This window comes from Afipia sp. OHSU_II-C1 (genome assembly GCF_000497575.1).
In the GTDB taxonomy this organism is placed as follows: domain Bacteria; phylum Pseudomonadota; class Alphaproteobacteria; order Rhizobiales; family Xanthobacteraceae; genus Afipia.
This window is the reverse complement of the sequence record NZ_APJI01000002.1, coordinates 18,406-38,320: the sequence shown is the minus strand read 5'-3', so window position 1 is coordinate 38,320 and position 19,915 is coordinate 18,406. Positions and strand designations below refer to the sequence as shown.

Genomic DNA, 19,915 nt, shown 5'->3' with positions numbered 1-19,915 from the left:
TTCTCCCGAGAGCGATTGTGATCGACCAGCGTCACGTCTCGCTGCTGTCGTATTGACGCTCTCGCCTCTGGAACGGGCACAATCCGGCAACCATGGGCACGCCGCTACGGTCGAGGTGGCGCCATGATCGTCGCGCTCCTCAATCACAAAGGCGGTGTCGGCAAAACCACTCTCGCTTTGCATCTCGCAGGTGAATGGGCGCGCCAGGGCCGCCGCGTCACGCTGATCGACGCCGACCCGCAGGGCTCGGCTCTCGACTGGTCCGAGCAACGGATGCGTGAGGGACTGCCGCGCTTGTTCGGCGTCGTCGGTCTGGCACGCGATAAGCTTCACCGTGAAGCACCCGCCATCGCTCGCGGCGTCGATCATGTGGTGATCGACGGACCTCGCGTCGCCGCCGTCATGCGCTCAGCCTTGCTTGCCGCGGACCTCGTTCTGCTTCCGGTACAGCCGTCGGCCTTCGACGGCTGGGCCTCCGCCGACATGCTGACGCTCATCGACGAGGCGCGCAGATACCGCCGCCTTCGACTCCTGGCGCGCTTCCTCGTGAACCGCTGCTGTGCGCACACCGCGATCGTGCGCGAGACCGTCAAAGCGCTCGCCGATCACGATCCGCCGATGCTGCGCCAGCGCATCGGCCAGCGCGTCGCCTTCGCCGATGCCGCCAAGACCGGCCGCCTCGTCCGCGAGATCGGCGCAGCATATTCCGCCGTCCGCGAGGTCAGAGGCTTTGCCGCCGAAGTCGGAAGGATCGTCCGATGACAACCCCTCCGACCAATCGCGGCCCCAGTATTGGGCGCAGGAGTAAGTTCGCCTCCCGGCCAGGCGATGCCGAGCGCTGGGTCAAGTCGCGCGAAACGCAGCCCCGCCCTCGGCGCAAGCGCGGTCCCTTCGCGGCACGTCTCACCGTCGATGTCACGCCCGATCTGCGCGGCCGCATCAAGGTCGCGGCCTTCCAGCGCGGTGTGACGGTCGCCGACATGCTGCGCGACCTCCTTCTCAAGAGCTTTCCCAACACCGATGGAGGCACGCCATGAAGGGCGTCACGATGATCGGCGTGTCGCGTGCGCAGAACGCCGACGCAGCACTCACCTTTGTCGAGCTGACTTGGCACAAGCAGCGTATCGAGAACCGGTTACGCTTCGGCCGGCAGGTCGGACAGCAAGTCCTCGATCGCCAACGCCGTGTCGTCAGCGTCGCGCCGGGCAGCATCTTCGCCTTCGTCCGCTGGGCGGCCAACGACTACGGCACCATCATCTCGCGCATCGATATCGTCCGCGCTGTCGCCGCCGGCGAGCGCTATCAGACGCTGCCTTTCGTCCGGCCAGGCGGAGAGATCCTGCTGCGCATGGACGGTTGGCCCAAGGTCGAACGCGTGTTGCAATTGATCGACGCGGTGGAAGCGCTGGGAATCGATCCGGCCGACGCGGCGCCGGATTACTGGCAGCATGTCCACAACCGGCTGTCCGTCAATGAGACGCCGCGCGCCTACACCCGCACACGCCACCAGGCATGGCTCAAACGGCGCGAGGTCAGCCCATGACCCGTGTCGCAACCATGCTGACCACGGTCGTCACCAGCATCATGCTCGGTTCGTCGGCTTTCGTTGACCCGCCGAAGACGCTGATCTGGAACGCCAGCGCCAGCGCGCCGGTCGGCCTCTACGCCGTGCAAGCGGCCAACGATCTTGCTGTCACCGATCTTGTCGCGGTCATGCCGCCACCGCTGATCGCCGAATTCCTCGCTGACCGCGGCTATCTGCCGAACGGCATGCCGCTGCTGAAACGCATCCTTGCGCTCCCCGGTCAGACCATCTGTCGCAACGGCCTCGACATTCTTGCCTATGGCGCCACCTACGGGCGCGCGCGCGAGCGCGACAAGGCCGGTCGCAAGCTCCCGGTCTGGCAAGGCTGCCGCCGCATCGCCGACGACGAACTCTTTCTCATGAACGATGCCCCGGACAGCGTGGATGGCCGCTATTTCGGCCCGTTCTCGCGCCGTTCGGTCATCGGCCGCGTGCTCCCCGTCTGGACCGACGAGGCAGGCGACGGCCACTTCGAATGGTGGGCCAGCACCCGTTAGCCGGCTTACCAACCACCTCACCACCACCAACCGAAAGGACGACGACATGGCACAGATCGGCACCTTCACCCGCACCAAGCATGGCTTCACCGGGCACCTGCGCACGCTCTCCCTCGACATCGAGCTCACACTTGTTCCGGCCGAGCACACCGATACCGAGAACGCGCCAGACTATCGGGTTCACGCTGGCGACGAGGATGGACCGGAGGTCGGCGCGGGCTGGAGTCGCACTGGAGAGAAGGCCGGCGAATATGTCTCGCTGCAGATCGACGATCCCGCCTTCACCCAACCGATCCGCGCCAACCTGTTCCAGTCCGGCAACGACCGCTCCGCATTCCACCTGCTCTGGACTCGCCCGTCCAAGCGCGAGAATCGGAGCTGATCCGTGCCGCCGCTGCGCAAAACAAATGTCATGCGTTCGCGCGGGATGAGCAATGATCACGTCATTCCTCTGTTCGCGGAAAAGCCGGCTCATTCCTCCGTCCCGCTCGTCCATCAGTCAGCCGTCGCGCGCAGCGGCGGTCAAGGGCGGCCGCAGGCCGGCGCTTGCGCCTTGCCCTTGACGGCCGCGAGCACGATGGCATCGCGCAGACGCGCGACGGACGGAGCAATCCAGGAGCGCGCGCCATGGATCTCGTGACATTGGTGACCGCCTGCGCGCTCGCGGTGGATCCTAAGCTTATGCACGCGCTGGTTTGGCACCAGTCGGGTGGCGAACCGTGGGCGATCTCGGTGCAGGGCGAACCAAACCCGAGGATTTATTCAAGCATGGATTTGGCAATCCGGGAGGCGCGCACAGAGTCGCGCGCTGTCTTGCGTGTGGGTCTCGCCGGGCTTTCGATGCCGCCATCGAAAGTCGCAGCATCCGTTCTTCTGCCATGCCGCAACGTCGCGATGGCAGCAGCCCAGATCGCCAAGCACGCCAGCCGATGCAAAACGCATCCGCGTCTGAAAGTCGATCCGACCTTCTGCGCCGTTGCCGTTTATCGCGGTTCCTGGGAGCAGCCGGACGTCAAGTTCGCGACCGACGTCGCAACATCCGTTGCCAAAGGTGACGCTCCAAATTTCGACATGCCACGGGGCACGAGTACGGAGATTTTCGACACGGCTGGCGATGCGCAGCCTGACGCCGAAACGCCCATCGTCGACATAACAGCGGCATTCGCGGAGCGCGCCCGCGGTTGGTCGAGCGCACTCTTTCCCCCCAAGTCCAAACCCGCAACGAGCGAGCCCGAGAGCAGTTCGACTTCACTTCCGTCTGCAGCCGAACCGCCATCGTCCCGTGCGCGCCCGAACCTTCCATCAGACAGCAATGCGCAAGATCGCGAGCTGTTTGTTCGTCGCTCAGGCATGGGCATTCCATGATGAACCGCGTCGTGAATCATCGTGAGATTACGAAGCGCAGCGCACCAAGAAGTGCGAGCCGGGAGGGGAGCTGCAACACGACCGTTCGAGGGCAAGATAAAAGGCCGCGAGGTGCGGCCCGGTCGGGGGACGGTCGGGGCATTGATCTCGCAAGTGTTTTGGTGCCTGCGCCGCGATGTGCACCGGCATTCCGCAGCCTGCGCACGCGACAATTCCGCAATTTGTTCAACGAAATTCGCACCTCGCGAGACATTGGGCCATGAGCCGCGAGGACGACTTCCGCATCCGGCCAGGCCGCATCCGCTCGCGCGGGGTCCAGCGGGCAAAACCCTTTGTCGCCCAGGCGCTCGCCGCGGCGCAAAAGGCCGGTGGTCAGGTCTCGCACAACGGCAGGATCGGGGCGCCGCGCGCCTCGCGCTTCGGCCGCGGCCGTGTCGCCAGTGTGCAGGCCAATCGGCTGCTGACGAGTCGCTCGCGTCTCGCCACCGTCAAGACGCGGATCGTTCGGCACAATGCTCGCCGCGCGACGCTCAAGGCACATCTCAGTTATCTACGCCGCGAAGGCGTTACGCGCGACGGCGAGAAGGCGCACATGTTCGGGCCGGAGACCAATGATGCCGACGTCAAGGGCTTTACCGAGCGCTGCGAGGATGACCGGCATCATTTCCGCTTCATCGTCTCGCCCGAGGACGCTGCCGACATGTCCGACCTGAAGGGGTACGCGCGCGACCTCATGCGCCAGGTCGAAAAGGACCTCGGAACCAAACTCGACTGGGTCGGCGTCGATCATTGGAACACCGACAACCCACACGTCCACGTCATCCTGCGCGGCCGCGCCGAGGACGGGAAGGACCTCGTCATCGCGCGGGACTATATCAGTCAGGGCATGCGGGCGCGGGCGCAGGACCTCGTCACCCAGGAACTCGGGGTTCGCTCGGACATTGATATCAGCCGCAACCTCGACAATCAGATCGACGCCGAGCGCTGGACGCGGCTCGACCGCCAGCTTGTCCGCGATGCCGGTCAGCACCGCGTCGTCGACCTTGCACCTCGACCCGATCGACAGCCCGACCCATACCTGACGCAGAAAGTCGGCCGGCTGCGCAAGCTCGAATCTCTCGGCCTCGCCCATCAGCCCGGCCCAGGCCAATGGGTCATCGCGGACGAGGCAGAACCGACGTTGCGTGCGCTCGGCGAACGCGGCGACATCATCAAGCGCATGCACCGGGCGCTCACCGAGCGCGGCATCGACCGGGCTGCGTCGAGTTATGTGCTTGCCGGCGAGGGCATCGGCGATCGCGTTGTCGGCCGGCTCCTTGATCGCGGCCTCGACGACGAGTTGACGGGCACCGCCTATGCGGTGGTCGACGGCATCGATGGACGCACCCATCACATCAAGCTGCCCGATCTCGACGCGGCCGGCGACAGTACGACCGGATCGATCGTCGAGTTGCGCCAGTTCGACGACGCGCAAGGCCGACGCCGAGTCGCACTGGCGGTGCGATCCGATCTCGATGTCGACGCGCAGGTGAAGGCGTCTGGCGCCACCTGGATCGATCGCCAACTCATCGCCCCCGAGCCCGCAGCGCTCGGTGGAGGCGGGTTCGGCGCCGAGGTGCAATCTGCGATGACGGCGCGCACCGATCACCTGATCGAGCAGGGTCTGGCACGGCGGCAGGGACAACAAGTCATCTACGCGCGCAATCTGCTCGACACGCTCCGCCGGCGTGAACTCGATGCGATTGGCGAAAAGCTCGCCGCCGAAGCGGGGACGCCGTTCCGGAAGGCGGCGAGCGGGGAATACGTCGCCGGCATCTACCGTCAGCGCCTCATGCTCTCTTCCGGCCGCTTCGCCATGATCGATGACGGGCTCGGCTTCCAGCTCGTGCCCTGGTCGCCGTCGCTGGAACGCAATCTCGGCAAGCACGTCGCCGGCATCGCCCGAGCGGACGGCGGCGTCGACTGGAGCTTCGGCCGGAAGCGCGGACTCGGCCTGTAAGCATCGGACGATTGCGTCGGAAGGATCAGTATTTTTTCGTTTGGCTACGTTCGCTTGCGACCGCCCTTCGATTGCCATTGAACGCGGGCGCGCGCGCGCTTTTCTGACGCTCTAAGTTCGCAATAGGGAATGAGCCGTGACCGCGACCAAGATTCTCTGGGGCCAGATTCTCACCGTCTTCGCCATCGTTCTCGCCACCACCTGGGGTGCGACGCAGTGGACGGCGTGGCGGCTCGGGTTTCAGCCGCAGCTTGGAACGCCGTGGTTAGATCTCGCGGGGCTGATGGTCTATCCGCCGCCTGCCTTCTTCTGGTGGTGGTACTTCTATGACGCGTACGCACCCCACATCTTTTTGGAGGGCGCGCTGATCGCCGTCTCTGGCGGTTTCGTCTCCATCGCTGTGGCCATCGGCATGTCGGTCTGGCGCGCCCGCGAAGCCGCGCATGCCGAGACCTATGGCTCGGCGCGCTGGGCGAACGCCGGCGAGGTCAAGGCGGCCGGTCTGCTCGGGCCGGATGGAGTCGTGCTCGGCAGGCTCGGCGACGCATACCTGCGTCACGACGGACCGGAGCATGTGCTGTGTTTCGCCCCGACCCGCAGCGGTAAGGGCGTCGGCCTCGTGGTGCCGTCGCTCCTGACCTGGCCGGGCAGTTGCATCGTCCACGACATCAAGGGCGAGAACTGGGGCCTGACTGCGGGCCTGCGGGCGCGCTTCGGCCGCGTCCTGCTGTTCGATCCGACCAACGCCGAGAGCGCTGCCTATAACCCGCTACTCGAGGTTCGCCGCGGCGAATGGGAGGTCCGCGACGTGCAGAATGTCGCCGACGTGCTGGTCGACCCGGAAGGCTCTCTGGAGCGGCGCAATCACTGGGAGAAGACCAGCCATTCGCTGCTGGTCGGCACGATCCTGCATGTTCTCTATGCCGAACCAGATAAGACACTCGGCGGCGTCGCGTCGTTCCTCTCCGATCCCCGGCGTCCGATCGAGACGACGCTGGTCGCGATGATGACGACGCCGCATCTCGGCAAGAAGGGGCCGCATCCCGTTGTCGCCTCGGCCGCCCGAGAGTTGCTCAACAAATCAGAGAACGAGCGCTCCGGTGTGCTCTCCACTGCCATGTCGTTCTTGGGATTATACCGCGATCCCGTCGTGACGCAGGTGACGCGGCGCTGTGACTGGCGCATCGCCGACATTGCCGGAGAAGAGAAGCCGACGACACTCTATCTTGTCGTGCCGCCGTCCGACATCAGCCGTACCAAGCCGCTGATCCGCCTCATCCTCAACCAGATCGGCCGGCGTCTCACCGAGGACCTGAACGCGACGCACCGCCGTCACCGCGTGCTCTTGATGCTAGACGAATTCCCGGCGCTGGGTCGCCTCGACTTCTTTGAATCAGCTTTGGCCTTCATGGCAGGCTACGGCCTGAAATCCTTCCTCATCGCGCAGTCTCTGAATCAGATCGAGAAAGCCTATGGCGCCAACAACTCGATCCTGGACAATTGCCATGTGCGCGTCAGCTTCGCGACCAATGACGAGCGCACCGCCAAGCGTGTGTCCGACGCGCTCGGAACGGCGACTGAGATGCGGGCGATGAAGAACTACGCCGGCCACCGGCTCTCTCCTTGGCTGGGCCATCTGATGGTGTCGCGCTCGGAGACGGCGCGGCCGCTGATGACGCCCGGCGAGGTCATGCAACTTCCTCCCGACGACGAGATCGTCATGGTCGCCGGAGTTCCGCCGATCCGCGCCAAAAAAGCTCGCTACTTCGAGGACCGGCGGCTCGCGGAACGCATCCTGCCGGCGCCGAAACACCCGGAAGGAGGAAGCAATCCCAAGCTCGACGATTGGTCCGCACTCGCGCCCGTCCAGCCGCCAGCGCCCGTCGCGGATGACGGTCAGGGTATTGGGACCGCAGTGCTCGCCAACATCACTCACGAGGATAGCAAGGCGGAAAACGATCCAGCCAATGCCGGCCTGCGTCGCGAGCCCGGCCTCGAACGGCACAAGGACATTGCGCCGGAATCCATGAAGCCAACCATTAATGAGTTCGATCCTGACATAAACGAGCGTGACGACGATGCCATCCTGGCGCTCGCCCGCAACGCCCGGAATGTCGCGCGGCAGGTTGCCCTCGACCCGGGCGACGGCATGGAGCTGTAAGGTGGAGAAGAAAGTTCGTCTCTCCGTCTACCTTGAGCCGGACCTCATGAATTCCCTTTCCGACTATGCCGCGCGGCGTGACCAGTCCCGTTCCCTGATTGCAGAGGCCGCGGTTGCGTCTTTCCTGTCTCCAGACGCCGATGAGCGTCGTGAAGCCACCATAGCCAAGCGCCTCGACGGCATTGATCGCGGCATGCAACGGCTCGAACGCGATACAAGCATAGCGATTGAAACCATAGCTCTGTTCATCCGCTTTTGGCTCGCCTCCACGCCGCAACTGCCGGACGCATCGCAGGCAGCTACGCGCGCCAAGGCCGCCGAGCGGTACGACAGCTTCCTGGAGGCGCTCGGTCGGCGCCTTTCCAAAGGGCCTAAATTCAGCCGGGAGATCGGCGAGAATCGTCACACATCTACCTCGAGCTAGTTATGATCTCGCCGGGAATGGTATTCAGCACGACTGTAGAACATCTCGCCCGCGGTTGATCTGCTCCACGTCTGACGCCGGTCCGCGTGAGGCTGCCGGCATACTCGTTACGAAGTACAATTTTCTTCCGAGTTTGATTTTTTAAGCAGCATTTTGGCCGCCTTTTTGTGTAAGCGACGATATGTAATGTGGTCTGCGCGCCAAACCGCGTTTTTTTAGCGAACGGCTTACAATTTCCGAACAATCTGGGCTTTCGGACTTGCAGCAGCGACGTGTCTTACGCCTGTCTTACGAGCGGCCGCCGCAAATGCCATGAAGACCAAGCGCACCCATCTCCGGCCAAAGCCCATACGGGAATACATTGGCTGAATCGATTTCAGCCGCTATCCGCGCACGCATTTGAAAGACAGCCGTTGCTTTCCGATTGCTCGCCCGTCGGCTGTGGTAGCGGCGACTTCGCCGCGCCACACTGCAGGTGCATAGTCACGAGAGTTCTACTTAAGATCCGCGAAGCCTCACGCGGTCGTACGGCCAAGGCGGTGCCATGAAACGCAAGGACCACTGCTTGTGCCGATCTGAACCTTTCCAGCCATCCGGATAATCTGCGACCTACCCAAGCAGCATCGTCCGCTTCTTCAGTAATCGCGTGCGGCGCTCAGTTCGCGGCCGCGCTCGTGAATGCCTCAAGCGCGTCCGCCATGGTCTTCAGGACGTCATCCTTGTCATCGATCCTGTAACGCGCCTTGAGTGTCTCCGGCGTCGTGTAGGCGATCCACACCTTGCCGGCGTCGTCCTCCCACGCGAGCACCTTCATCGGCAAGTCGATTGCAATGTGGCGGTTGGCCTGCATCAGCGGCGTGCCGAGCCTGGGATTGCCAAACAGCAGGACCTCGGCGGGCTTGAGTTCAAGCCCGGCGGCCTTCGCTGCCGCGGCGTGGTCGACCCGGGCGATAGGCGCAATACCCTTGTCCTTAAGCGCGGCGGTCAGCCGGTCGAGCGTCTCTTTGACCGGGTGTTTGCTCGGCCTGATGGCCAATTCGTCCGCCCTTGCTGGCAGCAATAGGGCGAGAGCCATCACCATTGCGATCACAAGGCGCATGTATGCACTCCTTCTTCGCGTTACCGACCAAACGCTTGTGACAGGATAGTCGTCGCGGGCACTATAATTTGACTAGCAAAAATCAGTCACAAGTCGGTGATGTCGGACCGTCTGGTCCTCGTCACCCTGACAGGCGCTAAGCCAGAGCCTGGCGTTGGCGAAGAAAACCGTGTCGTTCGGTGAATGGACAAGCGTCGCCAGCTCATATGCATCGCCCGCGATAAAATCACAGTTCGTCAAACCTCCTTCTGCCAACCGGAGACGGGCGACTTGCAGCAGCGCTGAGTCAATATCAATGCGACGACACGGCGGGCGACTTTCGCGATTTGTTGCGTGAACTATCAATCGCCAGAGCAAAGATCAATAAATTCCCATGCTTGGTTTCACGCCGATTCTTGCAAGGACATCCGCAGGATTTGTCCGCAGAGCCTTCCACCAACCAGCGGTTCGCACATCTGTCCCCTCGAAAAACCAGCTGGTTGCTCAGTCAAGGTTCGTGCCCAGTGTCCCACTGTCGGGCGGCGGGCTGCCCCCACGCGCTCGCGACTAATTAATGGTTTCTAGACCGAACACAAGAAAGACATCGGCTGGCGAGATTGTGAGGTCGTGGGTCTTTTCAGAGGTCGCAAGTCCGGATAAGGTTTAGCCTATGAATTGTCGTCTATTTTTCGGTCGGTTGCTCGCGATTTTCGTATCGTAGGGCTGGTAGTTGCGCCGCTGGCGACGCCAGCAGCAGCCAAAAGGCTGTCCGCCGTCTCGATGACCGATATGTCCGCCGAAATGCCCTGCTGTCCAGATGAGCAGAACAAGAATGATTGTTCGGACTGTCCGCTTGTTGCGATATGCATGCTAAAGAACGCCCAGGCGCAACCGTCCGCAAGCGCAATCGTAGTGCAGCTCCCAACGCGCGAACTGTTTTTTGCTGTCGTCGACACAATCGCCGAGAGCTTGGGTAGCGCTCCTCCCGAACATCCTCCTCGAATGTTGGTCTGATCGGCGTTGCCACGCCGTTCGCTGCCGCACGGCTCACGCCGTGCGGATAGACGCATGCCGCCTTGCGGCAGACCTGGGACATTGAGGACTCTAAAAATGAAAACGCTGAACTATTCGCGCGCCTTAGCGGCGGCGTTCATCTGTGTTGCCACGACCGGTGCGGTCACTGTCGCGCGCGCCGACATCAAGGATTATGAATTTCAGCTCGTCGATCAGACGATCAAAGCTGGCCCTGACCGGATTATCACTGTTCGGCTTGTCAACAAGACCACGGGCAAGGTCGTGCCTGACGCAGTCATCTTCGCAACCCGTCTCGACATGGCGCCGGACGGGATGCAGGAAATGGCCACCAAGGTCGCGCCCGTACCGGGCACGGAGCCGGGCACCTATCGCTTCAAGGCGATAGTCAGCATGGCGGGCCGCTGGCAGCTTTCACTGGGCGCGAAAGTGCAAGGCGAAACCGGCACGGTTGAAAGCAAGCTCGTCGTCACGGCGGAAAGATGAGCCGCGTCATTTTGGCAAGCATCGCCGCTGCCGCGTTGATCGCGGCGGCGGCTGGCGGCTTCGTTGCTGGCCGCACCGACCTGCGGTCCATCGAGGTGTCGCGCACCGCGACGATTATGCCCGCGGCGGCTCAGACGAATGGCGAGCCGATCTACTATCGGGACCCGGATGGCAAGCCGTTCTATTCACTGACGCCGAGGAAGACACCGGACGGGCGCGACTATCGCGGCGTACCGGCCAGCGCGGACATCAGCTTCGATGAGGCATCTGCTCCGGAAGCAGTCGCGGCGCCAATGGATCGAAGGATCAAATATTACCGCAACCCGATGGGGCTCCCTGATATGTCGCCCGTTCCGAAGAAGGATTCGATGGGAATGGATTACATCCCTGTCTATGAAGGCGATGACAGCGACGATGGCTCGATCAAGCTGTCGCGGGGAAAAATCCAGCGCACTGGCGTGAAATCGGAACCGGCAGCTTTGCGCGTCATCCGCACGGTAATTCGCGCACCGGGCACGATCCAGCTCGATGAGCGGCGTATCTCGGTCGTCTCGATGAGGTCGGAAAGCTGGGTGCAAAAGGTCGCCAACGTCACGACCGGCACGCGGGTTAGCAGAGGCCAGCCGCTGCTAGAAATCTACAGTCCTGCGATTTCAAGTGCCGCGGCCGACTACGTTGCGGTGATGAAATCGAAGATCACTAGTGGCGATGAAGTGTCCGGGCGCGGTTCGCGGCGTCGGCTGGAAAACCTCGACGTTCCGGATACCGTGATCGCGGCCATGGAGAGAAGCCGTGCCGTCCCGGTTGCAGTGGAATGGTCGGCGCCGCGCGACGGTATCGTGCTGGAGCGGAATGCGATCGAAGGCATGCGCGCGCAGCCTGGAGATGTCCTGTTCCGTGTTGCCGACACCTCGATGCTTTGGGCGCTGGTCGATATTGCGGAGCGCGATCTCGGTACCGTTGTTGTAGGACAACCGGTGGCCGTGAGAGCACGCAGCTTTCCCGGCCGGCAGTTTACCGGCAAGATCGGCGTGATCTATCCGCAGGTGAACCGCGAGACCCGCACGGCGCGGGTGCGGATCGAGCTGTCCAATCCGGATGGCGCACTGCTTCCCGATATGTACGTGGACGCCGAGATCAACACGGGCCAACCCGACCCCGTGCTTGCGGTTCCCGAGAGCGCCGTTCTTGATACAGGCACAAGGCAGGCGGTGTTCGTCGACAAGGGACAGGGCCGGTTCGAGCCGCGCGACGTGAAGCTCGGTCATCGCGGGGACGGCTACGTCGAGGTGCGCGAAGGCGTCACCGAAGGAGAGGCGGTCGTCGTCGCCGCCACGTTCCTGATCGACGCGGAAAGCAACCTCAAGGCAGCGCTCAAAGGCTTCGCCGATGGAGGAACGCAGCCATGATCGCCCGCCTCATCGAGTGGTCGGCCCGCAATCTCCTGCTTGTGTTGTTCGGCGCCGGATTCGCAGCGGCGGCGGGTCTCTACGCGCTCGTCCATCTGCCGCTCGACGCCATCCCGGACCTCTCCGACACGCAGGTGATCATCTATACGGAATATCCCGGGCAAGCGCCTCAGGTGATCGAGGATCAGGTCACCTATCCATTGAGCACTGCGATGCTCACCGTGCCGCGCTCGAAAGTGGTGCGCGGATTCTCGTTCTTTGGCGTTTCTTTCGTCTACGTCATTTTCGAAGACGGCACCGATATCTATTGGGCGCGTTCGCGGGTGCTGGAGTTCCTCAATGCTGCAACGTCGCGACTGCCGTCCGGGGTCACGCCGACGATCGGGCCTGATGCCACTGGCGTGGGGTGGGTCTACCAATATGCGGTGATGTCGAAGGAGCTCAATCTATCGGAGACGCGTGCTCTTCAGGACTGGAACCTGCGATTTGCGCTAGCCAAGGCAGAAGGTGTGGCCGAAGTCGCCAGCGTCGGCGGCTTTGTCCGCCAATACAACGTGATCCTCGATCCTCAACGGATGCGCGATCTCGGCATCACGATGCAGAAGATGCGCGAAGCGATCCGTGCCAGCAATGCCGATGTCGGCGGCCGTACCGTCGAACTCTCGGAGTTCGAATATGTCGTCCGCGGCAGAGGCTATCTCAAGAACATCAACGATCTTGGAGATATCGTCCTCAAGATCAACAATGGAACGCCTGTGTTGCTGCGCGATGTGGCGCGCGTTGAGCTTGGTCCGGACGAACGCCGCGGCATCACCGAGCTCAACGGCGAGGGCGAGGTAGCGAGTGGCATCATTCTACAGCGTTTCGGCGTCAATGCTCTCGACGTGATCCAGAACGTCAAGAAGCGCTTTGCCGATATTGCAAGCAGCCTGCCAAAATCCGTTGAGATCGTTCCAGTCTATGATCGCTCGAATCTGATCAATGCAGCCATTGAGACCCTCAAACGCACGCTGTTCGAGGAAAGCGCCGTCGTCGCGTTGGTCTGCATCGTCTTCCTGCTCCATTTTCGCAGTGCGCTGGTCGCGATCCTGATGCTGCCCGTCGGCGTTTTGATGGCGTTTGGCGCGATGAAGCTGCTCGGGATTGGCTCGAACATCATGAGCCTGGGCGGCATCGCGATTGCGATCGGCGCCATGGTCGATGCGGCGATCGTCATGATCGAGAACGCGCACAAGCATCTGGAACGAGCCGAACCCGGTCGCTCGCGACTCGATATCCTGATCGCCTCCGCTTCCCAGGTCGGGCCGGCGCTGTTTTTCAGCCTGCTGATCATCACGGTGTCATTCATGCCGATCTTCACGCTGGAATCGCAGGAGGGGCGGTTGTTCAGCCCGTTGGCTTTCACCAAGACATTTGCGATGGCGGCGGCGGCTCTCTTGTCGATTACGCTGGTGCCGGCTCTCATGGTGATCTGCGTCCGCGGCAGAATCATTGCCGAGTACCGGAACCCGATTAATCGGTTCCTGATCTGGATTTACCGGCCCATCATAAAAGGGGTAATGCGCGCCAAAACACTAGTGATCGTCGTCTCGCTCGCGGTTCTTGCAGTGACCATCTGGCCTGCCCGGCAGCTTGGCACCGAGTTCATGCCGAATCTGAATGAGGGCACGCTGCTTTACATGCCGACCACGCTGCCCGGTATTTCAGTGACGAAGGCCGGCGAGCTGATGCAGATGCAGGACAGGATCATCCGAACATTTCCGGAAGTCGCTTCGGTCTACGGCAAAGCGGGTCGGGCGTCGACGGCAACGGACCCGGCGCCGACCGAGATGTTCGAGACGGTGATCAACCTGAAGCCGAAGGAGGAGTGGCGGCCGGGCGTCACGCTCGAAAGTCTGACCGCCGAGATGGACCGCGCTTTGCAGTTTCCCGGCGTCTCGAATGCATGGACCATGCCGATCAAGGCGCGCATCGACATGCTTTCGACCGGCATCCGCACGCCAATTGGCGTGAAGGTCATCGGCACGGACCTTGTCGAGATCGACAAATTGGCCAAGCAGATCGAGCAGGTTCTGAAAGCTGTCCCCGGTACCTCGTCAGCCTACGCCGAGCGCGGGATTGGCGGCTACTATCTCGACATCATGCCTAATCGAGCCGCGTTGGCACGCTACGGAATCATGATCCAGGACGTGCAGGACGTCATTGCGACGGCACTTGGCGGCCAGACGGTGACGACGACCGTTGAGGGCCGCCAGCGATTCAGCGTTAATATGCGCTATCCGCGAGAGCTGCGCAGCGATCCGCAGGCGATTGCCCGCGATGTCCTCGTGCCGATGCCGAATGGCGGTGCCGTGCCGCTCGCCGAGGTCGCTAAGGTCACCCCGTCGCGCGGCCCGACCTCAATCCGCACCGAGAACGGACAACTGGCGGTTTACATCTATGTGGATATCCGCGACCGCGATCTCGGCGGCTATGTGGCCGACGCCCAGAATGCGGTGAAGGCCAGCATTCGGTTTCCGCCGGGGGCCTACGTCCTCTGGAGCGGGCAGTACGAATATCTGGAGCGCGCGACAGCACGGCTGAAGATTGTGGTGCCGGTAACGCTGCTGATCATTTTCCTCCTGCTCTATCTCAACTTTCGGTCCTTGACCGAGACGATGATTGTCATGCTATCGCTGCCATTCGCCCTGGTGGGCGGCCTGTGGCTGATGTGGTGGCTTGGATATAACCTGTCGGTGGCGGTCGTCGTCGGCTTCATCGCACTGGCCGGCGTCGCGGCTGAGACCGGTGTCGTGATGCTGATCTATCTCAATCAAGCGTTCGAGGAGATCAAGGCACAACGCCATGCCGAGGGCCGGCCTTTGACACGTCATGATCTTTACGACGCGATCATGGAAGGCGCGGTGGAGCGCGTGCGGCCGAAGATGATGACGGTCGTTGCGATCATGGCAGGCTTGCTGCCGATCATGTGGAGCACCGGAACGGGTTCAGAGATCATGCAACGGATCGCGGTGCCAATGATAGGCGGGATGATCTCGTCGACCATCCTTACATTGGTTGTAATCCCCGCGATTTACGGGCTCATTAAGGGGAGGCCACTCACAGACCGGGCTCAGGGCACACTCGCAGCCGGCCGAATAGCATCAGTTCGGTGAACCGCGCGCAAAAGTTTACCAGCGGTAGGACGCGGCTGGAACGTTGCTTACCGCGACTAACCGTTAGCGTGAGCTGGCGCGTGCGTGTGAGGCGCCGATCACGGCGATCTGAGCGGCGCGATAGGGCGCCGACAGCGCCATTTCGCCAAAATGGAAGCGAAGTGCGGTCGAGGCGTCCATGTCGAGATCGGCATCGTGAACGGCATGAAACCGCCAGAGGACAGGATTATGATGATAAGCACGCGCCACAAGTAAAGAGTGTAATCATCATCAGCACGGCAAGTAGCACCTTAAGCCACTTCGGAAGCCCGAGTCGAGGCAACAGCCCCATGCGACGCTGTGCAACAAGACGCGATATCGGGTCGACGACCGGCTTTTCCAGAAGACTCAAATTGCCGCGTTAAGCCTAGCGACGGCCAGGTCGCGCGCGTTTCGTGCTTTTTGATTCTCTCTGGGTTCGAAGAGGCCGGCGGTATTCGGCCCAAACCAGCGCTGCGAAGGCACCCACAATCAAGGTACCCGTCAGCCAAGTCGGAACCGGTTCCGTTCGGTGTGGCCTCGCCATAGGGGGACAAACGCGAGCCGATGTCCTCCGTTCCGTGCCCACCTTGATCTACCTTTACGGATTCAAAGCCACCAACCGGAGCTTTCAGAGATCCAGGCGCTCCGACTGCACCAGCCGCTATTCTGGCCTTCAGAACGTCATCTATGGATCTCCGTCGCTCGACAGTGGATATCGGCTTTCCCGTTGTCAGGAAGCTCCTCATGCGCTCGCGATATCAATTGTCCATTTTCTGCTGCGAATGCCTCACGCCCCGCCACACCGCGCGAAGCCAACCCGATCTCGTACCCGCTGGGACTGAGAAAGTGGCACTCGTACTTGATAGCCGAGAACGGACTCACGCGGCGGTCAACCGAGATCGTTAATTCAAACCGAACCGCCCGTGTTGGGACTAGTCCGAGCCAACGAACGGGCGTGACCGAGGCTTCTACGACAACGCCCGGAATTAAGGTTGGTGTCATTTGTGCCGTAGCATGAATCTGCGCCGCGACCGGTTCTCCCGCAATAGCGAGGACAAAAACCGCCTTTATTACCGGTGTCTGTATCATTGGCCGAAGACGTACGTGGCGTGCGAGATCGCGGTGAGCGGGAATTTTGCCAAGTTGAGGTCAGGTCGCAGCTCTACCTGCGGCGCTCTGCGTGCTGTTTTTGGAGCGTTGAAAAAGAAAGCTGAGGATCGCTCCGACAAGAAAGCCACTCGTACAGATCAAAAGCCCATAAGCGTTCAGACCGAGATCGAGTGCATATTTTCCATCGCCGAGCGAGAGGCTTGACGGAAAAATGCTGATGCGCATAAAGGTCTCAATGGCACGCAGCACGCCAATGACGAGACCCGGCCAGAATGCGAGGTGGAAACTCAGCGCGCTCGCTGAACGAAGCCATGACAGCAGGAAGATTGGCGCCAGACCCATCACCATCGTCCCGCTGATAGTCGTGGCGGCGATGATGGCCGGGCCGACCCGGTCACCAGCGTAAATCGTCAGCAGCGGCAAGTTTCCTATCACCGCGGCCGCGAGGATAGCCACGCGCCCGGTTGTCAGGTGTCGCCCCGCAACCTGTGCCCAGCCGCCGCGCCAGTCCAAAGCAGTGAGTTTTGCCACGCTGGTAAAGGTTGAGTCGATCGTCGATCCGCCCGAAAGCAACATGACGCCGTTGAAGATCAGCATCATGATCAGGCCGAACGAGGCCGGAACACTGACGGTCGGGTTGACGGGCAGGCCATAGGCTCTCCCGTACAGTCCAATAAGGCTGAACAGAAAAATGGCCGCGCCGCTCAGGACGCCAGCGAGAATGAAGCTTTTCAGCATGTCCCTTGGTCTAGACAGGAAGCCGCGATCGGTCATAACCGGGTCATGAAACGGATAAGAGAAAATCTGGATCGCCGCGAGAGCACAGAAGGTCAATCCGGCATTCCAGGTCCGATCGTCGACTGCTGGGACGCCCTTGCTTTCGAGGTCCGGTAGAAGTACGGCCAAAACTATCCCCAGAAGCACAAAGAGGAGGATCGTCTGCAGGCGATCGGTCAACAGACTTGCGCGCATTCCCCCGGACCACGCGTACGACAGCGTGAACAAGGTAATGGCGACCACTGCGAGCCAATAAGGCAGCGAGCCTTCTGCGCCGAAATAGAGCGACATGACCTTGGTGTTGGACCAGACTTCATTCAACAGCCTGAATCCGATGGTAATCAGAAACAGCTTGGTGCAGAGGCCGCCATACTTGCTGATGAGCATGTGCGGAAGAGATTTGTAGCCGCCACGGGTGCGCAGAAAATAGATGGCAACGCCGGCGACGATGAAGCTGAAGTAATAGATGGTGTAGCCGGCTCCGCCGATCCATCCGAACGCCGCCGACAAGTCCGCTGCGTTTGCAATTGACTTTGCGAAAATCCAGGTTACCGCCGCGCTCATTGCCACCAGCCAAATACCCGGAGGTGCTCCCGAATCGCTGCGGCCGTCAAAAAACTGATCGGTGTTCACACGCTTCGGCGTGACCCACCAGGTGACAAGGCAATATGACGCAAGAACGATCCAGGGAGCCGCAGAGTCCATCATTTTCTACCGTTGGGCGCGCTGACGCGTGATGCAGGGCCGAAAGCGGGCGCATGCTGTGCCCGTTTCTACCAAGGCGCATCCCCTGACACCGCAAGTTTATTTTTTGGATTCCGCGTAACCTTTTGGAGCCGCTCTGCGAATGACTCTTAAAGGGTAAAAATGCCGTGCAGGATGCCTCCTGAAAGGCTTGTTGTGCTCGCTCGCGCGTTCCTTGATGTGGACCCGCTGAAAAGAATTGATGCATGAACGCAAATGTTCCGATCTTGTGCTGCGATGGGCCGGTGGTAGTTTTTGGGGGTGCGTACAGCAATCTGGAGGCGACCCGAGCTCTGCTGGACGAAGCCGCGCGGCTATCGATACCTTCGGCGCGAGTTATCTGTACTGGCGATGTTGTGGCCTATGGGGCGGATGCCGCTGCAACGGCGGCGCTGGTGCGAGAGGCCGGTTGCCATGTTGTCATGGGCAACTGCGAGGAGAGTCTGGCGGACAACGCTCTGGATTGTGGCTGCGGTTTCCCCGATGACAGCGCGTGTCAACGGCTTTCGAGCGCATGGTTCAGCCATGCGGACCACGAGATCAGCGCCGAGCTGAGATCTTGGATGGCGGGTTTACCTCGCAGGATCGACGTCGAAGTCGGCGGCGCGCGGTTCGCCGTAGTTCACGGTAGTTCCCGAATCATTAACCGGTTTATCTTCTCGTCCACGCCGGCAGCGGAAAAGGCCAGCGAACTCGATCATGCCGGCGTTGACGGGATCATCGGCGGACATAGTGGCCTGCCGTTCACGCAGGTCATCGACGGCAGGCTCTGGCATAACGCCGGCGCCATCGGCATGCCAGCGAACGACGGCACGCCGCGGGTCTGGTTCAGCATTATCGAGGCTGATGGCGAGATGATCTCCATCCAGCACCGCGCGCTCGACTATGATTTCGGGACGGCCGCCCGGAAGATCAGGGATGCGGGTTTGCCGGAAGGCTACGCGGCGGCACTTGAGACGGGCATTTGGCCTAGCTGCGATGTGCTGCCGTTGCGCGAAATTCGCGAACGCGGCGCGGCGATCAATGAGGGGACAGCGGTATGGCGTCCGCTCCGTGATCCGCTCCGCACACCGTCCCGAAGGAAGCCGGCAGCGCTCGACCACGCATGGCCTCGGCTGGACCGCGACAACACACCGCGTTTGGACAATGCAAAATTCAAAGACCCGGTTTTGACGGCTAAAGGCGAGCGCCGCGCCTCAGTCAGTCTGAAAAAGCTGACGACGCTGTGGATCAACACCGGCACGCTCTGCAACATCACCTGCAAGAATTGCTACATCGAATCCAGCCCCAGGAATGACCGCCTCGTCTACATCAGCAGGCTCGAGGTTGCAGGGTTCCTCGACGAGATCGCCACAGACAATCTTCCAACGGAGGAGATCGGGCTGACCGGCGGCGAGCCTTTCATGAATCCCGACATCATCGGAATTCTGGAAGACTGCCTGACGCGCGGATTTAAGGTTCTCATTTTGACAAACGCCATGCGCCCGATGCAAAGGCACAAAAAGGCGCTGGTCGATCTCAAGGATCGCTTCGGTGCGTGCCTCAGCGTCAGAGTGTCGCTGGATCACTATAGCACCGAACGCCATGAGGAAGAGCGTGGGCCCGGCACCTTCGCGGCTGCGTTTGCAGGCCTTTTGTGGCTCGGGAAGAATGGCTTCAATGTCTCAGTCGCAGGCCGGACCATGTGGGGCGAGGACACCGCGGCTCAGCGAGCCGGTTACGAGCGTGTTCTATCCGAGGCCGGTATCTCTGTCACCGGCGGACAATCGCAGCCGCTGATCCTGTTCCCTGAAATGGAAGCAGCGCGGGATGTTCCGGAAATCACGACGGATTGCTGGGACATCTTGAATAAGTCGCCCGATGACGTGATGTGCTCGTCGTCGCGAATGGTTGTCAAGCGCAAGGGCGCGGAGCGACCCGCCGTACTCGCGTGTACGCTGCTGCCTTATGACGAAGCGTTTGAGCTTGGCGCCACCCTGAAGGAGGCCGACCGCGCTGTGCCTCTTAACCACCCGTACTGCGCACAGTTCTGTGTCCTCGGGGGCTCATCGTGTTCTGGCAAATGACGGGTC

General features: G+C 61.6%; 16 protein-coding genes. 13 read left to right on the top strand and 3 right to left on the bottom strand.

Translation table 11 applies throughout. The annotated features are described in order from the left end of the window. Nucleotides 1-123: 123 nt before the first annotated feature. From parA to I554_RS0101380, 9 genes are all read left to right on the top strand, one after another. The gene (parA, locus tag I554_RS0101425; RefSeq protein WP_024575430.1) at nt 124-762 is read left to right on the top strand and encodes a ParA family partition ATPase; all 639 of its coding nucleotides are present in this window, start codon (nt 124-126) and stop codon (nt 760-762) included. Next, the gene (locus I554_RS0101420; protein ID WP_024575429.1) at nt 759-1,037 is read left to right on the top strand and encodes a hypothetical protein; all 279 of its coding nucleotides are present in this window, start codon (nt 759-761) and stop codon (nt 1,035-1,037) included. The genes parA and I554_RS0101420 overlap by 4 nt, the downstream gene beginning before the upstream one ends. Beyond that, complete coding sequence (locus tag I554_RS0101415) at nt 1,034-1,543, top strand: DUF2840 domain-containing protein (protein ID WP_024575428.1); 510 nt, start codon at nt 1,034-1,036, stop codon at nt 1,541-1,543. Before I554_RS0101420 ends, I554_RS0101415 begins: the two co-directional genes overlap by 4 nt. After that, on the top strand, nt 1,540-2,082 hold the full coding sequence (locus I554_RS0101410) for a S26 family signal peptidase (RefSeq protein WP_024575427.1): 543 nt from the start codon (nt 1,540-1,542) through the stop codon (nt 2,080-2,082). The genes I554_RS0101415 and I554_RS0101410 overlap by 4 nt, the downstream gene beginning before the upstream one ends. Before the next feature lie 46 nt (nt 2,083-2,128). Beyond that, nucleotides 2,129-2,464, top strand: coding sequence for a DUF736 domain-containing protein (locus I554_RS0101405; RefSeq protein WP_024575426.1), 336 nt, complete (start codon nt 2,129-2,131; stop codon nt 2,462-2,464). A gap of 245 nt (nt 2,465-2,709) precedes the next feature. Continuing rightward, the gene (locus I554_RS0101395) at nt 2,710-3,447 is read left to right on the top strand and encodes a hypothetical protein (protein ID WP_024575424.1); all 738 of its coding nucleotides are present in this window, start codon (nt 2,710-2,712) and stop codon (nt 3,445-3,447) included. 259 nt (nt 3,448-3,706) lie between these two features. Continuing rightward, nucleotides 3,707-5,446: a VirD2 family relaxase/mobilization nuclease gene (locus I554_RS0101390; protein ID WP_024575423.1), complete on the top strand. Its 1,740-nt coding sequence runs from the start codon at nt 3,707-3,709 to the stop codon at nt 5,444-5,446. 136 nt (nt 5,447-5,582) lie between these two features. Then, nucleotides 5,583-7,607 (top strand): conjugal transfer protein TraG, encoded by a 2,025-nt coding sequence (locus I554_RS0101385; RefSeq protein ID WP_024575422.1) that lies wholly within the window; start codon nt 5,583-5,585, stop codon nt 7,605-7,607. Beyond that, nucleotides 7,558-8,031, top strand: coding sequence for a CopG family transcriptional regulator (locus tag I554_RS0101380; RefSeq protein ID WP_024575421.1), 474 nt, complete (start codon nt 7,558-7,560; stop codon nt 8,029-8,031). The genes I554_RS0101385 and I554_RS0101380 overlap by 50 nt, the downstream gene beginning before the upstream one ends. A gap of 655 nt (nt 8,032-8,686) precedes the next feature. On the opposite strand, the gene I554_RS0101375 is transcribed toward I554_RS0101380, so the two are convergent. After that, complete coding sequence (locus I554_RS0101375; RefSeq protein ID WP_024575420.1) at nt 8,687-9,130, bottom strand: DUF302 domain-containing protein; 444 nt, start codon at nt 9,128-9,130, stop codon at nt 8,687-8,689. A 1,089-nt stretch (nt 9,131-10,219) separates the two neighbouring features. Here I554_RS0101375 and I554_RS0101370 point away from each other — a divergent pair. From I554_RS0101370 to I554_RS0101360, 3 genes are read left to right on the top strand one after another with little or no spacing between them, the layout of a single operon-like run. After that, nucleotides 10,220-10,627, top strand: a complete 408-nt coding sequence (locus tag I554_RS0101370; protein ID WP_024575419.1) for a FixH family protein — start codon at nt 10,220-10,222, stop codon at nt 10,625-10,627. After that, nucleotides 10,624-12,036 (top strand): efflux RND transporter periplasmic adaptor subunit, encoded by a 1,413-nt coding sequence (locus I554_RS0101365; protein ID WP_024575418.1) that lies wholly within the window; start codon nt 10,624-10,626, stop codon nt 12,034-12,036. Before I554_RS0101370 ends, I554_RS0101365 begins: the two co-directional genes overlap by 4 nt. Then, nucleotides 12,033-15,191, top strand: a complete 3,159-nt coding sequence (locus tag I554_RS0101360; RefSeq protein WP_024575417.1) for a CusA/CzcA family heavy metal efflux RND transporter — start codon at nt 12,033-12,035, stop codon at nt 15,189-15,191. The genes I554_RS0101365 and I554_RS0101360 overlap by 4 nt, the downstream gene beginning before the upstream one ends. A 63-nt stretch (nt 15,192-15,254) precedes the next feature. On the opposite strand, the gene I554_RS27140 is transcribed toward I554_RS0101360, so the two are convergent. Then, nucleotides 15,255-15,440 (bottom strand): hypothetical protein, encoded by a 186-nt coding sequence (locus I554_RS27140; RefSeq protein WP_024575416.1) that lies wholly within the window; start codon nt 15,438-15,440, stop codon nt 15,255-15,257. A 921-nt stretch (nt 15,441-16,361) separates the two neighbouring features. Beyond that, a complete protein-coding gene (locus tag I554_RS0101345; RefSeq protein WP_204366232.1) occupies nt 16,362-17,732 on the bottom strand; it encodes a hypothetical protein in 1,371 nt (456 codons plus the stop codon). Nucleotides 17,733-18,049: 317 nt separating this feature from the next. Here I554_RS0101345 and I554_RS26145 point away from each other — a divergent pair, with 317 nt between their 5' ends. Further along, nucleotides 18,050-19,909 (top strand): radical SAM protein, encoded by a 1,860-nt coding sequence (locus tag I554_RS26145; protein ID WP_029659433.1) that lies wholly within the window; start codon nt 18,050-18,052, stop codon nt 19,907-19,909. Nucleotides 19,910-19,915 lie beyond the last annotated feature (6 nt).